The organism is Amycolatopsis sp. NPDC003731, assembly GCF_053586895.1.
Genome location: NZ_JBSFNC010000119.1, coordinates 1 through 18,788 on the forward strand (window position 1 = coordinate 1; position 18,788 = coordinate 18,788).

General features: G+C 71.3%; 16 protein-coding genes. 8 read left to right on the forward strand and 8 right to left on the reverse strand.

Annotated elements, in window-relative coordinates:
• Window positions 1–163 precede the first annotated feature (163 nt).
• The 4 genes from ACWDN5_RS34955 to rnhA all read right to left on the reverse strand — a co-directional run bounded on the left by ACWDN5_RS34955 (window position 164) and on the right by rnhA (window position 5,499).
• Complete coding sequence (locus ACWDN5_RS34955; protein ID WP_449679293.1) at window positions 164–3,241, reverse strand: glycosyl hydrolase 2 galactose-binding domain-containing protein; 3,078 nt, start codon at window positions 3,239–3,241, stop codon at window positions 164–166.
• Between the two features lie 117 nt (window positions 3,242–3,358).
• On the reverse strand, window positions 3,359–4,591 hold the full coding sequence (locus ACWDN5_RS34960) for a hypothetical protein (protein ID WP_310976650.1): 1,233 nt from the start codon (window positions 4,589–4,591) through the stop codon (window positions 3,359–3,361).
• Window positions 4,592–4,623: 32 nt separating this feature from the next.
• Window positions 4,624–5,004 carry a YchJ family protein gene (locus ACWDN5_RS34965; RefSeq protein WP_449679294.1) on the reverse strand — a complete coding sequence of 127 codons (381 nt, stop codon included), beginning with the start codon at window positions 5,002–5,004 and terminating at the stop codon, window positions 4,624–4,626.
• 33 nt (window positions 5,005–5,037) lie between these two features.
• Entirely contained in the window at window positions 5,038–5,499 is a 462-nt protein-coding gene (gene rnhA, locus ACWDN5_RS34970) for a ribonuclease HI (protein WP_310976647.1), read from the reverse strand.
• Window positions 5,500–5,573: 74 nt separating this feature from the next.
• Here rnhA and ACWDN5_RS34975 point away from each other — a divergent pair, with 74 nt between their 5' ends.
• From ACWDN5_RS34975 to ACWDN5_RS34985, 3 genes are all read left to right on the forward strand, one after another.
• Window positions 5,574–6,278, forward strand: a complete 705-nt coding sequence (locus ACWDN5_RS34975) for a Crp/Fnr family transcriptional regulator (RefSeq protein WP_310976645.1) — start codon at window positions 5,574–5,576, stop codon at window positions 6,276–6,278.
• A gap of 507 nt (window positions 6,279–6,785) precedes the next feature.
• On the forward strand, window positions 6,786–7,712 hold the full coding sequence (locus ACWDN5_RS34980; protein ID WP_449679295.1) for a hypothetical protein: 927 nt from the start codon (window positions 6,786–6,788) through the stop codon (window positions 7,710–7,712).
• 84 nt (window positions 7,713–7,796) lie between these two features.
• Complete coding sequence (locus ACWDN5_RS34985; protein ID WP_310976641.1) at window positions 7,797–8,579, forward strand: DUF1684 domain-containing protein; 783 nt, start codon at window positions 7,797–7,799, stop codon at window positions 8,577–8,579.
• Window positions 8,580–8,601: 22 nt separating this feature from the next.
• On the opposite strand, the gene ACWDN5_RS34990 is transcribed toward ACWDN5_RS34985, so the two are convergent.
• From ACWDN5_RS34990 to ACWDN5_RS35000, 3 genes are all read right to left on the reverse strand, one after another.
• Window positions 8,602–9,093: an AMIN-like domain-containing (lipo)protein gene (locus ACWDN5_RS34990; RefSeq protein ID WP_310976640.1), complete on the reverse strand. Its 492-nt coding sequence runs from the start codon at window positions 9,091–9,093 to the stop codon at window positions 8,602–8,604.
• A 98-nt stretch (window positions 9,094–9,191) separates the two neighbouring features.
• Entirely contained in the window at window positions 9,192–11,159 is a 1,968-nt protein-coding gene (locus ACWDN5_RS34995) for a UvrD-helicase domain-containing protein (protein WP_449679296.1), read from the reverse strand.
• Window positions 11,160–11,183: 24 nt separating this feature from the next.
• On the reverse strand, window positions 11,184–11,861 hold the full coding sequence (locus ACWDN5_RS35000; protein ID WP_310976637.1) for an MBL fold metallo-hydrolase: 678 nt from the start codon (window positions 11,859–11,861) through the stop codon (window positions 11,184–11,186).
• A 109-nt stretch (window positions 11,862–11,970) separates the two neighbouring features.
• Here ACWDN5_RS35000 and ACWDN5_RS35005 point away from each other — a divergent pair, with 109 nt between their 5' ends.
• Entirely contained in the window at window positions 11,971–13,176 is a 1,206-nt protein-coding gene (locus ACWDN5_RS35005; protein ID WP_449679297.1) for an acyltransferase family protein, read from the forward strand.
• A 76-nt stretch (window positions 13,177–13,252) separates the two neighbouring features.
• On the forward strand, window positions 13,253–16,105 hold the full coding sequence (uvrA, locus tag ACWDN5_RS35010) for an excinuclease ABC subunit UvrA (protein WP_310976635.1): 2,853 nt from the start codon (window positions 13,253–13,255) through the stop codon (window positions 16,103–16,105).
• A gap of 12 nt (window positions 16,106–16,117) precedes the next feature.
• Here the strand turns inward: uvrA and ACWDN5_RS35015 are convergent, their stop codons facing one another.
• Entirely contained in the window at window positions 16,118–16,654 is a 537-nt protein-coding gene (locus ACWDN5_RS35015; protein WP_449679298.1) for a fibronectin type III domain-containing protein, read from the reverse strand.
• Window positions 16,655–16,878: 224 nt separating this feature from the next.
• Here ACWDN5_RS35015 and ACWDN5_RS35020 point away from each other — a divergent pair, with 224 nt between their 5' ends.
• From ACWDN5_RS35020 to ACWDN5_RS35030, 3 genes are all read left to right on the forward strand, one after another.
• On the forward strand, window positions 16,879–17,382 hold the full coding sequence (locus ACWDN5_RS35020; RefSeq protein WP_310976632.1) for a hypothetical protein: 504 nt from the start codon (window positions 16,879–16,881) through the stop codon (window positions 17,380–17,382).
• A 146-nt stretch (window positions 17,383–17,528) separates the two neighbouring features.
• A complete protein-coding gene (locus tag ACWDN5_RS35025; protein WP_026469270.1) occupies window positions 17,529–18,080 on the forward strand; it encodes a sigma-70 family RNA polymerase sigma factor in 552 nt (183 codons plus the stop codon).
• Window positions 18,077–18,787, forward strand: coding sequence for an anti-sigma factor family protein (locus ACWDN5_RS35030; protein ID WP_310976630.1), 711 nt, complete (start codon window positions 18,077–18,079; stop codon window positions 18,785–18,787). Before ACWDN5_RS35025 ends, ACWDN5_RS35030 begins: the two co-directional genes overlap by 4 nt.
• Window position 18,788 lies beyond the last annotated feature (1 nt).

Below are 18,788 nucleotides of genomic sequence, written 5' to 3' on the forward strand. Positions count from 1 at the left end.
CGGTTCGTGAGCACCGGGGACCCGGGCTGGCCGCGGTACACGACGGCGGACCGCGTGACGCGGCTCTTCGACGACGTCTCGACGACGGTCAGCGACCCGGACCGGGAGCAGCGGTTGCTGTGGGACTGAGCCGGGGCGGCCCGAGACCGCCCCGGCTCGAGCGTCAGACGGTGATCTTGTCGACGTTCGGGCCGCCGTTGGCGGTCGTCGCGGTCGCCTTGATCTTGTTCGTCCCGGCCGTCAGGGTGACCGGGATCGAGACCGTCTGCCAGGTGTCCCAGTTGCCCGTTCCGCCGAACGCCACGGCCGAGGCCACCTTCGTGCCGTTGACCGTGATGTCCATCGGGCGGTTCGCCGTGGTGCCGTTGGCGAAGCGCAGGACGACGTTCGCGCTGCCCGCCGCGGCCGCGGGCACGGTGAATTCCACCGCGCTGCCGACCGCGTTGTCGTAGTTGACGAACCCGGTGCCGGTGAAGCCCGCGTGGTTGGACTCCGCGACGCCGTTCGTGATCGTCGCGTCCTCGGCCTGGTAGTCCACCGGGTCACCGGGGCCGGGGCCGGTCGAGCCGTCCGCCGGGATCGTCTTCGTCCCGGTGTTCCAGCCCGCGACCCGCACCGACGGCGCCGCTCCGTGCAGGTCCGCGGTCCGGTACGTCGCCGTCAGCGTCGTCGACTCGCCCGGCCACAGGCTGACCTGGTTGTCGGTCCACCGGACCGGCAGCACCGGCGCGCCCGCCGTGCCGACCACGTGCGCGTCGACGAAGAACGCCGGCACCTTGCCCGTCGAGGGGTTCGAAAGCGTCACCTTCGTCGTCGTGGTGCCGTCGGCGTTCGCCGTCGAGGTCGCCGAAGACCCGAGCGTGACCGAACCCAGCGAGTTCAGCCCGGAGAGGTCCGCGTACGACGTCGTGGGCGTGTAGTACCAGTCGCTGTTGCCCCAATCCAAGGTGTCGGCCTTGGTGGACAGCCAGTACACGTTCCGGCTGACCTCCTTGCCCGAGGAATCCGTGAGCACCAGCTTCGCCAGGTACGTCGTCGACAGCCCGCTCACCGAACCGATGGTCAGCGCCGTCGTCTTCGCGCCGTCACCGCCCACCGAAACGCTCTTCGACTGGTCGAACTTCGACGTCCCGTCCAGGTTGAACAGCTGCACGCGGGCGGTCAGCCCCGACGCCGCGTCGTGGTTGTGGTTGACCACCACGACCGACTTCGTGTCGTACGAGTACTGGATGTGCAGCGGCTCGTTCGCCTTCTTGGCCCCGAAGTACGAGCCGTTCTGGTCGAGGTAGGCGTCGAACAGCTGCCAGTGCAGCGACGTCCAGCCGCTGTTGAGCATCCAGTAGATGATCCCGGTGGCCGGGTTCGAGCTGTCGCTGAAGTTCCGCGAGTGCGACTCGAACTCGGCGCGGACGTTCTCGTACTGCGCCAGCTGCGCCTTCCGGACGAAGTCGGCCAGGCTCGACGGCTTGCCGTAGCGGCCGGTCAGCGCGTCGCCGAAGAGCTTCAGGTTGGCGAACGTCGAAGACGACGACCGGTGGTACTGCGCGGTCGACGGGCTCTTCCACATCGTGTCGAGCTCGCTCGCCGACATCATCCGCTTGAGCGTGTCCATCGTCGGGATGTCCGGCCCGGCGCTGGTCTCGGAGTTGAAGCTCCACGCACCGCCGAGGTCGCTGTGCGCCTTGTCGTACCAGTAGTTCGGCGGGACGTAGTCGTACGGCCCGTTCATCTTCATCCCGGACGACCCCAGCTGCGGCGACGACTTCGCCGACGCGGCCGGGACCACCGGCGTCGCCCAGTCCGCGGCGGACAGCGCGTCGAGGTAGTTCTTCTCGATCGTCGCGTCGGGGGCGAAGTCACTGCCGATGAGGAAGGAGATGACGCTCGGGTGGTCGCGCAGCCGCTCGGCCTCCGCGGTCATCGACGCCTTCGCGATCGGGTAGTCCGCGGCGGTCCACGGGTCACCCTTCTCGCTGCCGTTGACCTGGCCCTCCCACTTGTCGCAGCACTCCCAGCCGGGCAGCGTGAGCACGCCCATCCGGTCGGCGAGGTCGAAGAACTCGTCCGGCTCGATGTGGCCCTCCAGGCGCACGGTGTTGAGCCCGAGGTCCTTGACGTAGGCCAGCTTGTCGGCCGCGAACTGCTCGTTCCAGCGCAGGAACAGGTCCGGCGAGTAGCCGCCGCCCTTGATCAGCAGCGGGCGCCCGTTGATCGTGTAGGACCGGCCGCCGCTGGCGTTCTTGTTCGCCGTCACCGTGCGCACGCCGAAGCTCGAGTGCGAGGAGTCCGACGCCGTCCCGCCGACGCTCGCGGTCAGGTCGAGGTCGTAGAGCGGCTGCCCGCCCATCCCGGCCGGCCACCAGAGCTGCGGGTTGTCGATCCCGACCACGCCGAACGTGACGGTTTTCTTCTCCTTGGCCGCCAGCGAGACAGTCTGGCTGATCGCCCGCCCGGCGACCGTGCCGGACACCGTCGCCGAGACGGCGGCCCCGGAGTCGTTGCGGACGTCGGCCTTCACCGTCAGGTCGGCGTGGCTCGTCCCGGTCAGCTTCGTGACGACGTGGCCGCCGCGCAGCGCCACCGGGCCGCTGCGCCGGACCAGGACGTCCCGCACGATGCCCATGTTCTGGTCCGGCGGGGTCTGCGCCCAGTCGATCCAGCCCATCGACAGGTCCTTGTTCGGGTCGTTCGGGTAGACCTTGAACGCGATGCTGTTCGTGCCCGCCTTCACCAGCGCGGTGATGTCGAGGTCGTGGCGGGTGTAGGCGCCGTTGACCTGCGTCTTGTCGGCGACGCGCGTCCCGTTGACCCAGACGTCGGCCTTGGACAGCACGCCGCTGAAGTCGAGGTACGTGCGCTGGGTGGTGTCGGCGACCGTGAGGTCGGTGCGGTACCACCAGGGGACCTGGAAGTCCGCGGTCGGCACGTTCTTCATGTTCGTCGAGTAGAACGGGTCGGCGTACTTGCCGTTGGCCAGCAGGCCGGCGTAGACGGTCGAGCGCGGGCCGACCGGGTACCAGCCGGCGGTGTTGTAGCCGGGCTTGGAGACCGCGGCGTCGTCGCTGACCTGTGCGGACGTCTGGATCAGGAAGCCGGGGACCGCGGTCGCCGGGGCCGCGGCCGCGACCACCGCTCTGACCGGTTCCTGCCCGGTGGCCGGTGCGACACTGGCGCCGCTCGCCGCGACGGCCAGCACCGCCGCCGCGAGGAGAGTCCGGGTTCTTCTCTGCCGATAGCTCACTAGCGCGCCTCCTAGGCACCCACGGCGGCGGGGGACAGCGGACCATCGTTAGGGAACTTTCCTAACAATTGCGACGATCGTAGCGGCCCGCTCACGCCGGGAACAGAGGCCGTTTCGTCAGACCCGGGCCGCCTGCCACGCCGCGGCGGCCCGCAGGGCCAGCAGGAGCGGCAGGGAACCGTCTTCCCAGAGCCGTTGAGGAAGTGCCTCGCTGAGCGGGACACCGCCGGCCAGCGCGGCGCCGATCGCGGCGAGGTCGACGTCGAAGAGCGTCAGGCCGGCGCTGTAGAGCCGCTCGCCGCTGACCGGCCGGCGCCGGGCGACCTCGGCGCTGTCCACCGCCAGCTCGGTCCGTCCGAAGAACTCCGGCTTGGCGCCGCGTTCCATCCAGCGCGCGAAGCCGACCACCTTCGTCTCGCGGACGTCCTCGGGGGTCAGGCCGCTCTCCTCGCACAGCTCGCGTTCCATCCCGGCGCGGACCGCGGTGTGCAGGAACCGGCGCCGGCCGCCGTCGGGCGTGCGCAGGTCGCGCGGCTCGAGCGAACCGCTGCCGGAGGGGGCGAGCAGCAGCCCGCTGACGGAGTTGAGTGGCGACTGCCGGACGGTGACCAGCTTGCCGTCGGTGGTGAAGGCGACCGTCGAGACGCCGACGAGGTCGGCCAGCGCGCTGCCGCTCAGCTCGCGCAGCGCGCCGGCGCTGTCGGTGAGCTCGGCCTTGCGCAGGTCGTACTCCTCGCCGGTGCCGGTGCGGGTGATCCGGAGCGCGGCGAGCTCGTTCGAGCAGACGGCGTCGAAGAACCGCGCCCGGTGCAGCCGGATCGGCGCGGGCCGGGCCCCGGTGGCGGGCAGCGGCTCGCCGCGCATGCCGACGATCGGGCCGTTGAACAACAGGCGGCCGCGGGCCCGCAGCGGCAGCACGTGCGGCGCGGTGGCCTTGAGCGACGGCGGCAGCCGGTACGGCTCCTCGGCGACGTCGATGGTGTGCCGCTCTTCCCACAGGTCCCGGTCGATGGCCGCGCTGACCAGCGCGGTCCCGCGGGCGGGCACGGCGAGGTAGGCCGACTCCGGGTAGGCGGCGGGCGGCGGCAGTTCCGCGGTGGGGAAGGGAGCGGCGATGGTGGTGAACTCGAACCCGGCCCACCGCCGGCGCAGCAGCCGGACGTCCCGGGTGAAGGTCGCGACCCCGAGCGCGAGCGCGACGACCGAGAGCACGACGCCGACGGCGCTGGGCAGGATGGTGACGACGCCGAGCACGACTCCCAGCCCGGACGCGGCGAGCGGCCACTCCCGGGCGCCGAGGAAGCCGAGGTAGTCCGCTTTGGCCCGGGCGCGGCGCGTCAGTTTTCCCATCGCCGCACTGTTTAGCACGCCGGGCGCGGGCTTCAGGCCTCCGCGTCGAAATAGACCCAGTGGCCGTCCTCACGCCGGAAGCGGCTGTTCTCCTCCAGGAAGCCGTCCCGGCCCCGGTGGCGGTAGTGCGCCCGGAACTCGACGGTGCCCTCGGCGTGCAGCAGGCCGCCGCCGGTCCGGCCGAGGATCTCCAGCCGCGTCCACTCCTGCCCGGGATCGAGCGTGAGCTGCCGCGGCCGCGTGCCGGGGTGCCAGGTGCGCAGCAGGTAGCCGGTGTCACCGACGGCGAAGGCGCTGAACCGCGACCGCATCAGGAGCTCGGCGGTGGGAGCGGTGAGACTGCCGCTGTGGAACCGGCCGCAACAGGCGGCGTAGGACTCGGCGAGGCCGCACGGGCACGGAGCGGGAGGCATCGGCGAATTCTGCCACGACCGTCCACTCCGGACTCAACCGGCGTTGACCGGCTTCCCGCTCTCCCGCGCCTCCTGGGCACCCCGCACCGCGAGCCGGTCGGCGCGCTCGTTCTCCGGGTGTCCGGCGTGGCCCTTGACCCACAGCCATTCGACCGTGTGGCCGCCGATCGCCGCGTCCAGGCGTTGCCACAGGTCCGCGTTCTTCACCGGGGCGCGCGCCGCCGTCTGCCAGCCGTTGCTCTTCCAGCGGGGCAGCCACTGCGTGATGCCGTTGCGCACGTACGTGCTGTCCGTGTAGACGCGCACCTGCGACGGCCTCGTCAGGCTCTCCAGCGCGCGGATCGGCGCCGTCAGCTCCATGCGGTTGTTCGTCGTCGGGGTGGCTTCGCCGCCGTACAGCTCGCGCTCGTGCCGGCCGTAGCGCAGCACCGCGCCCCAGCCGCCCGGTCCGGGGTTCCCGCTGCACGCGCCGTCGGTGTAGATCTCCACGTCCACGCGGCGACCCTACCGGTCGCGCCCCTCGCCCCGGGCCGCCACGCCGGGTTACGGTGAACCTCCGGAGGGGAACCATGAGCGGGCACGACGACACGGCGGAGGGGGCACTCCTGGCCTACCTCGCCGACGCCGATCGCGAGTACCTGCTCGCCCGCGGCACCCGGCGCCGGTTCCGCGCCAACGCCCTCGTGCTCATGGAAGGCGACCCCTCCGACCACGTCCACGTGCTGGTCTCCGGCTGGGTGCGCGTCTCCACGATCGTCGAGGACGGCCGCGAGGTGCTCTTCGGCCTGCGCGGCCCCGGCGAGGTGCTCGGCGACCTCGCCGCGGTCACCGGGCGGCCGCGGTCGGCGTCGGTGCGCGCGATCGAACCCTGCACCGTCTTCCAGCTGACCGGCGCGGAGTTCGTCGACGTCCTGCACGCGCGGCCGGCGATCGCCATCGCGACGATCAAGACGGTCGCCGCACGCCTGCGCAACGCCGAGTCCGCCCGGATCGACGCGGCCGCCTTCGACGTCAGCCGCCGCGTCGCGGTCGTCCTGGTCCGGCTGGCCGAGGAGCGCGGCCGGACCGTGCCGGAGGGCGTGGTCGTCGACGCGCTGTCGCAGGAGGACATCGCCGCGCAGATCGGCGCCGCCCGGCGTACCGTCGCGCGGGCGCTGCGGGTGCTGCGGGAGCGCGGGATCGTCGAGACCGGCCGGCGCCGCTTCCTCATCCGCGAGCTGCGCGTCCTGCGGGCCTTCGCCCACTCTGAGCCAAACGGCACACAAGACCGGTGACAGCAGGCCTCTGACCGGCGGCGCCGCCCGGCGATCCTGGACCCGGCCGGGAAAAAGAATGCGATGCCACCCGGCCGGATTTTCTGATCAGCGAGGTCGGGGAGCCCGTGCCGTGAACGCCCACTGCAAGATTCCGACCCCCGGTGAAATCGGTCTTCGCCGCGTTCGTGGCCGGCGCCCTCGCGGGTTTCGCGGTGGCCGCCGGAAGCGCGGCGGAACCGGCAGGTCCGGCGTTGCACGGCTCCGCGCCGCTTTCCACCTCGGCCCGGGTACAGCGATGAGGAGGTGTGTCTGATGGAGAGCCACTCGATCTGGGCCCTGATCTTCGGGTGAACCGACCTGTGGTGAAACCGGCCGGCCGGCTCGTGGGGGGTCGGTCGGCCGGTATTCCCGAATGCCGGCGGTCGCGATTTTTGCTGCTTTCCGAGAACGGGAACTGGTAACGTGGGAAAGTCTGCCGCGGGGGGACGAGGGGGTGGGACGACGGACGAGCACACCTCCCCCTTCGTGCGCGAGCTGAACGAACTGCGCCGCGGCCGCGGTCTCGACGCCGCCGATCTGCACCAGCGGATCGGTCCCTGCCTGCGGGCGGCCTGCGCGATCACCGAAACCGACCAGCCCGCCGCCGCGCGCCAGAAGCTCGTGCTGCGGCTGACCGAACTCTGCGGACGGCTCCCGCCGGACCTGAAGCTGGCCGCGCTGGCGGCGCTGGGCCTGCACGAAGAGGCCGCGGGGGAGTTCCTCGACCGCCGGATCTCGTGGCTGGCCAGCGTCCTCGACCGCGACCCGCGCACTGCCCGCCGCCGCATCGACCTGGCCTTCCGCCGGATCGACGAGCTGCTCGGCGCGCCCGCGCCCCGCCGCGACCCGCACCCGCTGGCCGGCTGGTACGTCGAGTCGATGAAGGCGATGCTCCGGCTCGACCGCACCCCGGCGGAGCTGCAGGAGGAGCGCCGGATCGTCGCCGAGGTCGACGAACTGGACGAGCTGGTCCTGCCGTTCAGCGTGCCGGCCGAACCGGGCAGCGACCCGGTGCCGGACATCACCGCGGACGCGTTGTTCGGCGGCGAAATCGTCGAAGCGCGCCAGATGTCGGCCAGCCACGCGCAGTTCATCATGCGGTTGCCGAACCCGCTGCGGCTCGGCCAGCGCCACGAGTACGGCATCCGGTTCACGCCGCGGCGCACGGAACTGCGGCCGTACTACGCCATGACGCCGTTGCGCCGCTGCGAGGAGTTCACGGTGCGGGTCCGGTTCGACCGGTCGGCCCCGCCGTCGCGGGTGTGGCGCCTCAACGGCGTCCCGGGCCGGGTGGTCGACGACGGCATCGACTCAGGTGACGCGCTGACCGTCAACCGGGTCGGCGAGGTCGGCCTCGAGTTCCACGACCTGCACCAGGGCTTGAGCTACGGGCTGCAGTGGTCGTTCGACTGACACCGGAGTCCGGATACTGGGACGTGGAATAGCCGCGCCGGCCCCGGGTTGGCACAGTCGTAGCCGACGGAAAAGGGGCCCGCGATGAGCACGTTCACCCAGGAGTGGCAGGACTGGAAGGCCCGGCGCGAGACCGACCTGGCCGAGCCGCACGGCTGGCTGGCGCTGGTGTCGCTGGACTGGCTGACCGGCTCCCCGCGCGAGTACCCCGGCATCCCGGGCCGCTGGTGGCAGGACGCCGACGCGGCGTACGTCGACCCGGCCGGCGCCTCCCTCTCGCACGACGGCGAGCCGATCACCGACGTCCGGCGGTTCGAGCTGGTCAACAGCGGTGCGGGCACGCGCGTGCTGTCCGGTGACGTCGAGATCGAGGTGGCCCGCCGGTCCGGGTACCTGATCCGCGTCCACGACCCGAAGGCCGAGGTGCTGCGCGAGTTCCGCGGCGTCCCGGCGTACGAGCCGTCGCCGTCGTGGGTGCTGTCCGGGCGGTTCGAGCCGTTCGACGCGCCGCGGCCGACCACCGTGGGCGCGGTCGTGGAAGGCCTGAGCCACGTCTACACGGCGCCGGGTGTCGTCCGCTTCTCGCGCGACGGCGTCGAGCACACGCTGACGGCGTTCAACGGCAAGGACGGTGGCTTCAGCATCCTGTTCACCGACGGGACGAGCGGTGTGACGACGTACGCCGCCAACCGCTCGCTGCCGGTCGGGGCGCCGGGCGCGGACGGCACGGTGACGCTGGACTTCAACCGCGCGGTGAACCTGCCGTGCGCGTTCACGGACTTCGCGACGTGCCCGCTGCCGCCGGCGGGCAACCACCTGCCGTTCGCGGTCGAGGCGGGGGAGAAGATCCCGTACGAGCGCGGGTGACTCCCCCGCCGGCCTCACCCGGTCAGTGGGCCACGTCGATCACGACGCGGTTGGGCGCGGTGAGCGTGAAGACGTTCACCGCGGTCCGCGACCGCACGCCGAGCCCGATCGAAACCTGACCTTCGAAGTCCCCGGTGACGGCGACGGCCATGACGTTGCGCAGGTTCCGCGTCCGGAACTTCGTCGGCCCGGGGTAGGTCGGGTTCCCGTTTTCGTCGTGCGCGGCGGCCGGGTGGACGGCGACGTCGATGAAGAACTCCCCGGTGAGCCACACGATTTCCCCGCTGGCGTCAGCGGTCAGCTCGTCGACGAGCTGGTAGGAGACGGTCGGCGCCGGCCCGCTGGTGAGGTCGAGCACGACCCGGTCGAACCCGGTGTTGAGCCCGGTCCGGATGTTCGTCATGGTCGGGGTGACGGGAGCGGCCTGGGCGGGTCCCGCGGCGGCGGCGAGAATCCCGCCTCCGGCGATCAGCAGGGCGGCAGCGGCGAGCGCGCGCCACTTCGGTCTGGACATGGTGGGCCTCCTGGCGGAGAGAACCGATGGGTGTCCCAGCGCTGGGTGCGCTGGAGACGCCCGGTTCGTCCGCGAAGTTGCCCCGGTGTCCTCTATCGTTACCCGGCTGCTTCGTCCGGGTCCGCGACCTCGTCGACGACACCCCACCAGAGGAAGTCGCGAGCGCGCGTCGCCGCGACGAGGCGCTGCCGGTCGCGCAGCTCCGACGCCTCCTCCGCGGCGGCACCGCTTTCGCCCGCCCGGGCCGGGAACTCGACGACCAGCACGGCCTGGAAGTCGAGCCCCTTGGCCCGGTGCACGGTGCCGACCTTGAGGTGCTCGTCGGGGGCGCCGGAGTAGTCGTCGAGGGACAGGACGGGGATGCCGGCCTCGCGCAGGATCCGCCGGCACCGGACGAGGTCCTGGCGCTGGAAGACGATCAGCGCGGTCTGCCCGAGCGGGGCGTTCAGGCCGGCGATCCGCCGGGTCAGTTCGGCCGCGAGGTCCGCTTCGGTGCCGCGCCAGGACACCGCCGTCCCGCCGGTGTTGCCCGCTTCGGCGTTCTTCAAGGCGATCCCGGACGCGCCGTCGAGGTCGTCGACTTCGTTGCGCGCGTCGAACCGCTGGGCGAAGGCCAGGACTTCGGTGCGGTTGCGGTAGTTGACCCGCAGCACCTCGCCCCGGCCGAGGACCGGGATGCCGGCGTCGGAGAGCCGCCAGCCGCCCGGGTAGACCTGCTGCTGGCCGTCGCCGACGAGAAGGAGCTGGTTCGGGCCGGTGCCGGCCAGCTCCTTGATCAGCCGGAGCCCGTTCAGGGTGATGTCCTGCACCTCGTCGACGACCACCGCGGCGTACCGGGTTTCCAGCGGCTCCCGACGCAGCTCGGCGAGCGCGATGTCGATCACGTCGTTGTAGTCGTGCAACCCGCGCTCGGCGAGCATCTCCTGGTAGGTCTCGTAGAACTGCCACACCGCGGCCTTCTGCTCGCCGCCCAGCCGGACCTCGCGCCCGCGCCGGGTCGCCGGACGGCGGTATTCCTCGAGCGTGGTGAACCCGCGGCCCTTGATGACCCGGTCGAGCTCGGTCCGCCAGTACTCGTCGTGCCGCTCGATCGGCTCCAGCACGGCGCGGTGCCGCGACCAGGCCCGGCCGAACGCGGTCCGCACCCCGCGCGCGTCGACCTCGACCGGCCGTCCGCGTTCGGTCAGGAACCGGCGCACCCAGGCGTGGAGGTGCACGAACTCGGCGCGGCCGCCGAATTCCGGGGCCAGCCGGCGGAACGCGGCCTCGTGGACGGGCGGCAGGGTGCGCACGAAGGTGGTGAAGAGAACGGGACCGGAGGTCCGCCGGGCGACGTGCCGGAGCCGGTGCAGCGCAACGACGGTTTTCCCGGTCCCGGCCGGTCCGCTGATCCGCGCCGGCCCGCGGTAGTCCCGCGTGACGACCGCCCGCTGGTGCGGGTGCAGGAAGGTGAGCCACGAGTCGAACGGCCGCAGCTGAGCGGCGGCGACCTCGGCCTCGACGAGGGTGCCGGCGTCGAGGAATCCGGCTGCCGCCTCACCGGCTTCGGGCGGCTTGACGCGCAGCGGGACGTAGCCGTCGAGGATCTTGGCGGCCTGTTCGCCGATCGCGTCGATCTGACGCCGGTCGAGGTGCGGCGCGGCGGGCTTGAGCAGCTTCGCCAGCTCGGTCTCGGCGACGACGCGGAACGGGCCGGGGTCCCGGACGGCCCGCTTGGGGCCGGGGGTGACGAGCACGAAGTGGACGGCACTGCCGGTGAGCTCCCGGCCCCGGCCGTCCCGGATCCCGGCCCAGCTCTCTTCGGCGTGCCGGACCAGGGCATGGGGACTCGGCGGCGGGCCGGCGGCGATGGTGACGGCGAAGAGGCCCTCGGGGCCGATCAGGAAGGCGTCGGCGCGCGGGCCGGCCGGTTCGGCCCGCACCAACAGCCGCCGGCGACCGGCGGTCTCGACGAGCAGGGCGGTGAGAATCCGGCGGCGGTCGCCGTCGAGCTGCGGGATGTGCTCGGTGAGCAGGGCCGAAGCCTGCTGCTCGAGCACCCGCTTGGCGTGCCTGGTGAGACCCACCGGCCCTCCCCGTCCGTCGCGCGGTCACCAGCCGCGCTCGCGCCACTCCTTCAGCTTCGGCCGCTCCGCGCCCAGCGTCGAGTCGTCCCCGTGGCCCGGGTAGAACCACGTCTCGTCCGGCAGTTCCCCGAAGAGCCGCGTCTCGACGTCGTCCAGCAGCGACGTGAAGTTCTCGGGTGACGACGTCTTCCCGACCCCGCCCGGGAACAGCGAGTCCCCGGTGAACAGGTGCGGGTGACCCGCCGGGTCCCGGTACAGCAGCGCGATCGAGCCCGGCGTGTGCCCGCGCAGGTGGATCACCGACAGCGTGACTTCGCCGACCGTCAGCGTGTCGCCGTGCTCGACCAGGAAGTCCGGCGGCACCGGCAGCGGTTCGGCGTCCAGCGGGTGGGCCGCCGTGTTCGCGCCGTTCGCTCCCGCCACCGCGCCCAGCGCCTGCCAGTGGTCCTGGTGCTGGTGCGTCGTGACCACCGTCTTCAACGACGGCCGGTCCGGGCCGTGGCCGATCAGGTCGGAGATGCGGTCCGGGTCGTTCGCCGCGTCGATGAGCAACGCCTCGTTCGACGCCCGGCACACCAGGAGGTACGCGTTGTTGTCCATCGGGCCGACGGACAGCTTGGTGATGGTCAGCGCGTCGAGCGTGCGCCGGGTGGCGTCGCCGCCCGGGTCGACGTGCCCCGTGTAGGTGTCCACGATGTTCACCGTGCACACGGTAGTCGTTTCGCTCCAACCGGTTCCACCCGCACAAGCGGGCGCTCACCGCGCCACGTAGGCTCACGGCGACCCCAGCCCAGCCGACCTCAGGACGACCGTGCCCACCTCCCCGACGCCGCGCCGGATCAGCTGGGACCTCCTCCGGGTCGTCGCCGTGCTGGCCGTCGTGCTCGGGCACGTCACCCACCAGGGTGCCCTGCTGCACCCGGAACTCACGGGGTACCCCTTCCGGGTGACAGCGCAGTTCGGCGCCGCGATCCTGCTGGTGATCTCCGCCTTCTTCGTTTGCGCCAGCCTCCGCAAGGGCAACCCGCGCCGGTGGCTGTGGAACCGCGTCGCGCGCCTCGTGCCCGCCTACCTGGTCGCCGTCCTGCTGACCTACGTCGTGACGCGGTGGGCCGCCATCTCCTTCAGCGGCCTGCCCTACCCGCCCGGCGTCACCGGGTTCCTCTTCGGCGTGCCGCAAGGCCCGCCGACGGACCCCTCGCCGTGGTACATCCCGACCTGGCTGGACCTGCTCGCCAACCTCGGCATGGTGCAGGAGTGGGGCGTCCGGTCGGAGACGTTCTACTACCTCGACGGCTCCTACTGGACGCTGCCGGTGCAGCTGCTCGCCTTCACCGGCGCCGCCCTGCTGTGGCCGCGGTCGTGGCGCACCCACCGGCTGACCGCCGCCCTGCTCTGGGCGCTGATCCTGGTCCCGCTCGCGCTGCGGTTCCTCGTCTTCGCGCCCGGGACGGCGAGCCCGGTCGTCGAGACGTTCTACTACGGCCTCGGCCTGCACCGGCTGCACGTCTTCGCCATCGGCGTGGCGATCTGGCTGTGGGCGCAGCGGCGGCTGAAGACGTGGCACATCGCACTCTTCGTGCTCGCCGCCGTGGCCGCGCAGGACCTGCAGGTCTTCCCGTTCCACGTCGCGCTGCCGCAGGACGCGCAGCGCTGGCCGTCCACGATCGGGTTCGCCGTGCTGCTCCTGCTGGTCTGCGTGGCCGCCCGCGGCCCGGACTGGCGGTTCCCCGGACTCGCGCGGATCGCCCCGGCCGTCACCTGGCTCGCGGGCATCTCGTATGGTCTTTACCTGGTGCACCAGGAACTGGGCTACATCCTGGCCCGCACCCTGCTCGACCTCGGCCTCCCCGGCTGGCTGCGGCTCCCCGTCGTCGTCGGCGCCGCCGTGCTGGCCGGCTGGGCGGTCACCGCGGGGGTCGAACGCCCGGCCCACCGGTGGCTCACCAGACGTCGAAAGCCCGAAGAACCGCAGGTCAAGGACGTGGAACCCGTTTTTGTCGGTGGTGGCTCGTAGCATGGATCGCGGCCGCCCGTGCAGCTTGACACCGGGTCGGCGACCGCACTGAAGAAGACATTGAGAGGACCCTGGCGTGGCTGATCGCCTCGTTGTTCGCGGTGCCCGCGAGCACAACCTCCGCGGCGTGGATCTCGACCTGCCCCGCGACAGCCTGATCGTGTTCACCGGCCTGTCCGGGTCCGGGAAGTCGAGCCTCGCCTTCGACACCATCTTCGCCGAAGGGCAGCGCCGCTACGTCGAGTCGCTCTCGGCGTACGCCCGGCAGTTCCTGGGCCAGATGGACAAGCCGGACGTCGACTTCATCGAGGGCCTCTCGCCCGCGGTGTCGATCGACCAGAAGTCGACCTCGCGCAACCCGCGCTCCACCGTGGGCACGATCACCGAGGTCTACGACTACCTGCGCCTGCTCTACGCCCGCGCCGGCAAGGCGCACTGCCCGACCTGCGGCGAGGCGATCAGCAAGCAGACCCCGCAGCAGATCGTCGACCAGGTGCTCGCCATGGAGGAGGGCACCCGGTTCCAGGTGCTCGCCCCCGTCGTCCGCGGGCGCAAGGGCGAGTACGTCGACCTGTTCGAGAACCTGCAGCAGCAGGGCTACGCGCGCGTGGTCGTCGACGGCACGGTCCACGCGCTCACCGACCCGCCGAAGCTGAAGAAGCAGGAAAAGCACCAGATCGGCGTGGTCATCGACCGCCTGACCGTGAAGGCGGCCTCGCGGCAGCGGCTCACCGACTCGGTCGAGACGGCGCTGCGCCTGGCCGACGGGCTGATCGAGCTCGAGTTCGTCGACCTCCCGGAGAACGACCCGCACCGGATCCGCGGCTTCTCCGAGAACCTGGCCTGCCCGAACGGCCACCCGCTGGCCATCGAGGACCTCGAGCCCCGCTCGTTCTCCTTCAACTCGCCCTACGGCGCCTGCCCGGAGTGCACCGGCATCGGCATCCGCAAGGAGGTCGACCCGGAGCTGGTGGTCCCGGACGACGAGCTGTCGCTGGCCGAGGGCGCCATCGCGCCGTGGTCGGGCGGGCAGAGCGCGGACTACTTCATCCGCCTGCTGGAGTCGCTGTCGGAGACCATCGGCTTCCGGATGGACACGCCGTGGCGGCGGCTGCCCGCGCGCGCCCAGAAGGCGGTGCTGCACGGCGTCGACGAGCAGGTCCACGTCCGCTACAAGAACCGCTACGGCCGCCAGCGCTCGTACTACGCGAACTTCGAGGGTGTCATCCCGTTCCTCGAGCGGCGCCAGGAGCAGACCGAGTCCGAGTACATGCGCGAGCGGTACGAGGGCTACATGCGCGAGGTGCCGTGCCCGGCCTGCCAGGGCACCCGGCTCAAGCCGGAGATCCTCGCGGTGACGCTGCAGCACAAGACCCGCGGCGACATGTCCATCGCCGAGGTCTGCGCGCTGTCCATCGCGGAGGCGTCCCAGTTCCTCGACGAGCTGGAGCTGGGCCAGCGCGAGGCGATGATCGCCGGCGCGGTGCTCAAGGAGATCCAGGCCCGGCTGCGCTTCCTGCTGGACGTCGGCCTGACGTACCTCTCGCTCGACCGCGCGTCCGCCACACTTTCGGGTGGCGAAGCGCAGCGCATCCGGCTCGCGACGCAGATCGGCTCCGGCCTGGTCGGCGTGCTGTACGTGCTGGACGAGCCGTCGATCGGCCTGCACCAGCGCGACAACCACCGCCTGATCGAGACCCTGACCCGGCTGCGGAACCTGGGCAACACGCTGATCGTCGTCGAGCACGACGAGGACACCATCCGCTCCAGCGACTGGGTGGTCGACATCGGCCCGGGCGCCGGCGAGCACGGTGGCCACATCGTCCACAGTGGACCGTACAAGAAGCTGCTGAAGAGCAAGGAGTCGCTGACCGGGCAATACCTGTCCGGCCGGCGCCGGATCGAGGTGCCGGCCATCCGGCGGCCGATCGACAAGAAGCGGCAGCTGACCGTGGTGGGCGCGCGCGAGCACAACCTGCGCGGGCTGGACGTCTCGTTCCCGCTCGGCTGCCTGGTCTCGGTCACCGGCGTCTCCGGCTCGGGCAAGTCCACGCTGGTGAACGACATCCTCGCGACGGTACTGGCGAACAAGCTCAACGGCGCCCGCCAGGTGCCGGGCCGGCACACCCGGGTGAACGGCCTGGGCAACGTCGACAAGCTGGTGCGCGTCGACCAGTCGCCGATCGGGCGAACCCCGCGGTCCAACCCGGCCACCTACACGGGTGTCTGGGACCACGTCCGCAAGCTGTTCGCCGCGACCACCGAGGCGAAGGTGCGCGGCTACCAGCAGGGCCGGTTCTCGTTCAACGTCAAGGGCGGCCGCTGCGAGGCGTGCGCCGGCGACGGCACGATCAAGATCGAGATGAACTTCCTGCCGGACGTCTACGTCCCGTGCGAGGTCTGCAAGGGCGCCCGGTACAACCGGGAGACCCTCGAGGTGCACTACAAGGGCAAGACGGTCTCGGACGTGCTCGACATGCCCATCGAGGAGGCCGCGGAGTTCTTCGAGCCGATCAAGGCCATCCACCGCCACCTGCAGACGCTGGTGGACGTCGGCCTCGGCTACGTCCGGCTCGGCCAGCCCGCCCCGACGCTGTCCGGCGGTGAGGCGCAGCGCGTCAAGCTGGCCAGCGAGCTGCAGAAGCGCTCGACCGGCAAGACGGTGTACATCCTCGACGAGCCGACCACCGGCCTGCACTTCGAGGACATCAGCAAGCTGATCGGCGTGATCAACGGCCTGGTCGACAAGGGCAACACGGTGATCGTGATCGAGCACAACCTCGACGTGATCAAGACCTCCGACTGGATCATCGACATGGGCCCCGAGGGCGGCTCGGGTGGTGGCACGGTGGTCGCCGAGGGCACCCCGGAGCACGTGGCGGACATCGAGGACAGCTACACCGGCCAGTTCCTGAAGACGGTCCTCTAGGCCGGCCGGCGGCTACCGCTCCTTCCCGGTGGTCTGGTGGACCACCGGGGAGAGCGGGCCGTAGTGCAGCGTCCGGAGCCGGAAGGCCGACTGCTCCTCGCCCGGGAGCAGTGAGAGCGCGCAGGTCGTCACGTCCGGGTCGGTCACCTCGACCGGGCCGAAGTCCGGCTCGCCCGGACGCCGGATCTCCAGGAGGAACCCGGCCTCGTCGCTCGAGCGGTCGGCCCAGGTGAACGTCACCGTGTCACCCGAGGTGGTCGCGCGCAGTTCCGTCGACACCGGACCGGTGAACGGCTGTTCCCGGTAGTAGAACGGCGTCTCCGGGATCAGGTCCGGGTGGTGGTAGCTCGTCGTGTGGGCGGGCAGGAACCGCAGCGTCGTCCACGGGCCCGCCGGGTCGTTGGCGTAGTCGACGCGGTGCCCGGCGTCGTCGTCCGGCCAGCTCAGCACGATGTCCGTAGGCGTGGTCAGGGTCGCCGTGAACGAGGGCGCCGGGGCGGAGCAGCCCACGGCCAGCAGCGCGACCACGGCGAGGGGTTTGACGGGCACGGCGGCCTCCCGGAACGGCGGGGGCGGCGGTGCGGACGTGACCGAGCTTAGGAAGCCGTCCGCACGGCGACAAGATCGTGCCGATCACCGGGACACACCAATCCGGCGGCGAACCGGCACCGAACGGCGCGAAAACCCGGCTGAACCGTTTCGCGCCCGCCGCCGTGTTCTGGGTGTCGAGGTCCGCCGGATGGCGGAGCCGCCCTCACCGAGGAGAGAACGTCATGAACCGTATCCGGCCGGTGGTCGTCAGCGCGGTGGCGCTGTTCGCCGTCGCCTCCCTGTCCGCCTGCGGTGACATGGCGGGCGGTGCCCAGGGGCCGCAACACGGGGAGCCGGGGCACAAGATGCTCCAGGTCGCCACGGTCGACGGGGTCGGCGCGGTGGTCACCGACGCCGACGGCAAGACGCTCTACCGGTTCGACAAGGACCTCTCCTCGCCGCCGACGTCCAACTGCGACGGTGACTGCACGAAGTCCTGGCTGCCGATGCTGGCCGGGGTCGCCACCCCGATGCTCAAGGGCATCCAGGACACCCAGGTGGGCACCGCGACCCGCAAGGACGGCAGCAAGCAGATCACGCTCAACGGCTTTCCGCTGTACGAGTACGCGGGCGACAAGGCCGCGGGCGACATGAACGGCCAAGGCGCCAACGGCACGTGGTTCGCCGTCGCGCCCGACGGCAGCAAGATCACCGCGAAGAGCAAGGCCGGCGGCGCCGGGTACTGACAGACGACGGGTTTCCGGGCAGAACGAGGAAGGACGGGCAGCCGATGAACACCATGGTCGCGCTGCGCTCGGCGCACGCACCGCCGGTGGAGCTGAGGGTTGCAGTACTGTCCTCGCCGACTCAGAACACCGTCGGGAGGACGAGGGTGGCCATAGGAGGCAGGCGGCCTAAGAAGGCCAAAGGCGAAGACCTGATTCGGCAGCTGTACGCCGAACACGGGCGAAGCCTGCTGGCCTACGCGACGAGGCTGACCGGGGATCGGGCGGCAGCCGAGGACGTGGTCCAGGAGACGCTCGTCCGTGCGTGGAAGCACGCGGACGACTTGCAGAACGACGGGAAAGGCTCGGTGCGCGGCTGGTTGCTGACCGTCGCGCGCAACCTGGTCACCGACCGGGCACGGGCCAGGGCGGCCCGGCCACAGGAAGTGGCCGAACCGGCCGAAGGGGTGCCGACCCCGGCCGTCGAGCGCGATCACGCCCAGGGCGTGGTCGACTCGATGACCGTGCTCGGCGCGATGGACGGGCTGTCCAACGAGCATCGAGAGGTCCTGGTGGAGATCTACTACCGGGGACGGACGGTGGCCGAAGCGGCGAGAACACTGGGCGTCGCACCGGGTACCGTGAAATCAAGGTCGTACTACGCACTACGAGCACTCAGAGCAGCGATGATTTCGAGCGGAACGGAGGTGGCGCGATGAACTCGGTGGACGAGAGTCACACGCAGCTCGGCGCGTACGCCCTCGGCGCGCTCGATCCCCACGAGGCGGCCGACTTCGAGCGGCGGCACCTGCAGACCTGTGCGCAGTGCCGGTTCGACCTGAACGAGCTCGTGGCCCTGCGCGACTCGCTCGACGAGGTACCGCCCGAGGCGTTCCTCGAAGGGCCGCCCGAAGGCGGGGACCTGCTGCTGCAGAAGACCCTGCGCCGGGTGCGCGACGAGGAAGAGCGCGTGGCGCCGCCCCGCTCGTCCCGCCGGGGCCTCGCCCTGGTCGCGGCGGCGGTGCTGGTGGTGGCCGCCCTCGGCGGCGGCGTGCTGGTGGGACGGCAGACGGCCTCGGACGGCGGCGGGACCATCGCGGCACCGCAGTCGGACGTTCCCGGCACGAAGAACGTCGAAGGGCGGGATCCGACCACCGGTGTGCAGCTCGCCGCGGCGGTGGCCCCGTTCCAGGGCTGGGTCAAGGTGGACGTCAACGTCAAGGGCGTCAAGGCCGGCGAGAAGTGCCTGCTCCAGGTGGTCACCAAGGAAGGCCAAGCGGTGACCGCGGGCAGCTGGCAGGTCTCGGAGAAGTGGGAGAACCAGGGCTTCAACCTCGACGGGTCGGCGCTGGTCGCCCCCGACGACGTGAAGTCGGTCGACATCGTCACGGTGGACGGCCGGAAGCTGGTCTCGGCCCAGGTGTGAC

Coding starts and splice junctions, on each gene's coding strand:
- ACWDN5_RS34975 (WP_310976645.1), top strand. CDS start 5,574: ATGAGCGGGCACGACGACACGGCGGAGGGGGCACTCCTGGCCTACCTC.
- ACWDN5_RS34965 (WP_449679294.1), bottom strand. CDS start 5,004: ATGCCTCCCGCTCCGTGCCCGTGCGGCCTCGCCGAGTCCTACGCCGCC.
- ACWDN5_RS35020 (WP_310976632.1), top strand. CDS start 16,879: ATGAACCGTATCCGGCCGGTGGTCGTCAGCGCGGTGGCGCTGTTCGCC.
- ACWDN5_RS35030 (WP_310976630.1), top strand. CDS start 18,077: ATGAACTCGGTGGACGAGAGTCACACGCAGCTCGGCGCGTACGCCCTC.
- ACWDN5_RS34990 (WP_310976640.1), bottom strand. CDS start 9,093: ATGTCCAGACCGAAGTGGCGCGCGCTCGCCGCTGCCGCCCTGCTGATC.
- ACWDN5_RS34960 (WP_310976650.1), bottom strand. CDS start 4,591: ATGGGAAAACTGACGCGCCGCGCCCGGGCCAAAGCGGACTACCTCGGC.
- ACWDN5_RS34985 (WP_310976641.1), top strand. CDS start 7,797: ATGAGCACGTTCACCCAGGAGTGGCAGGACTGGAAGGCCCGGCGCGAG.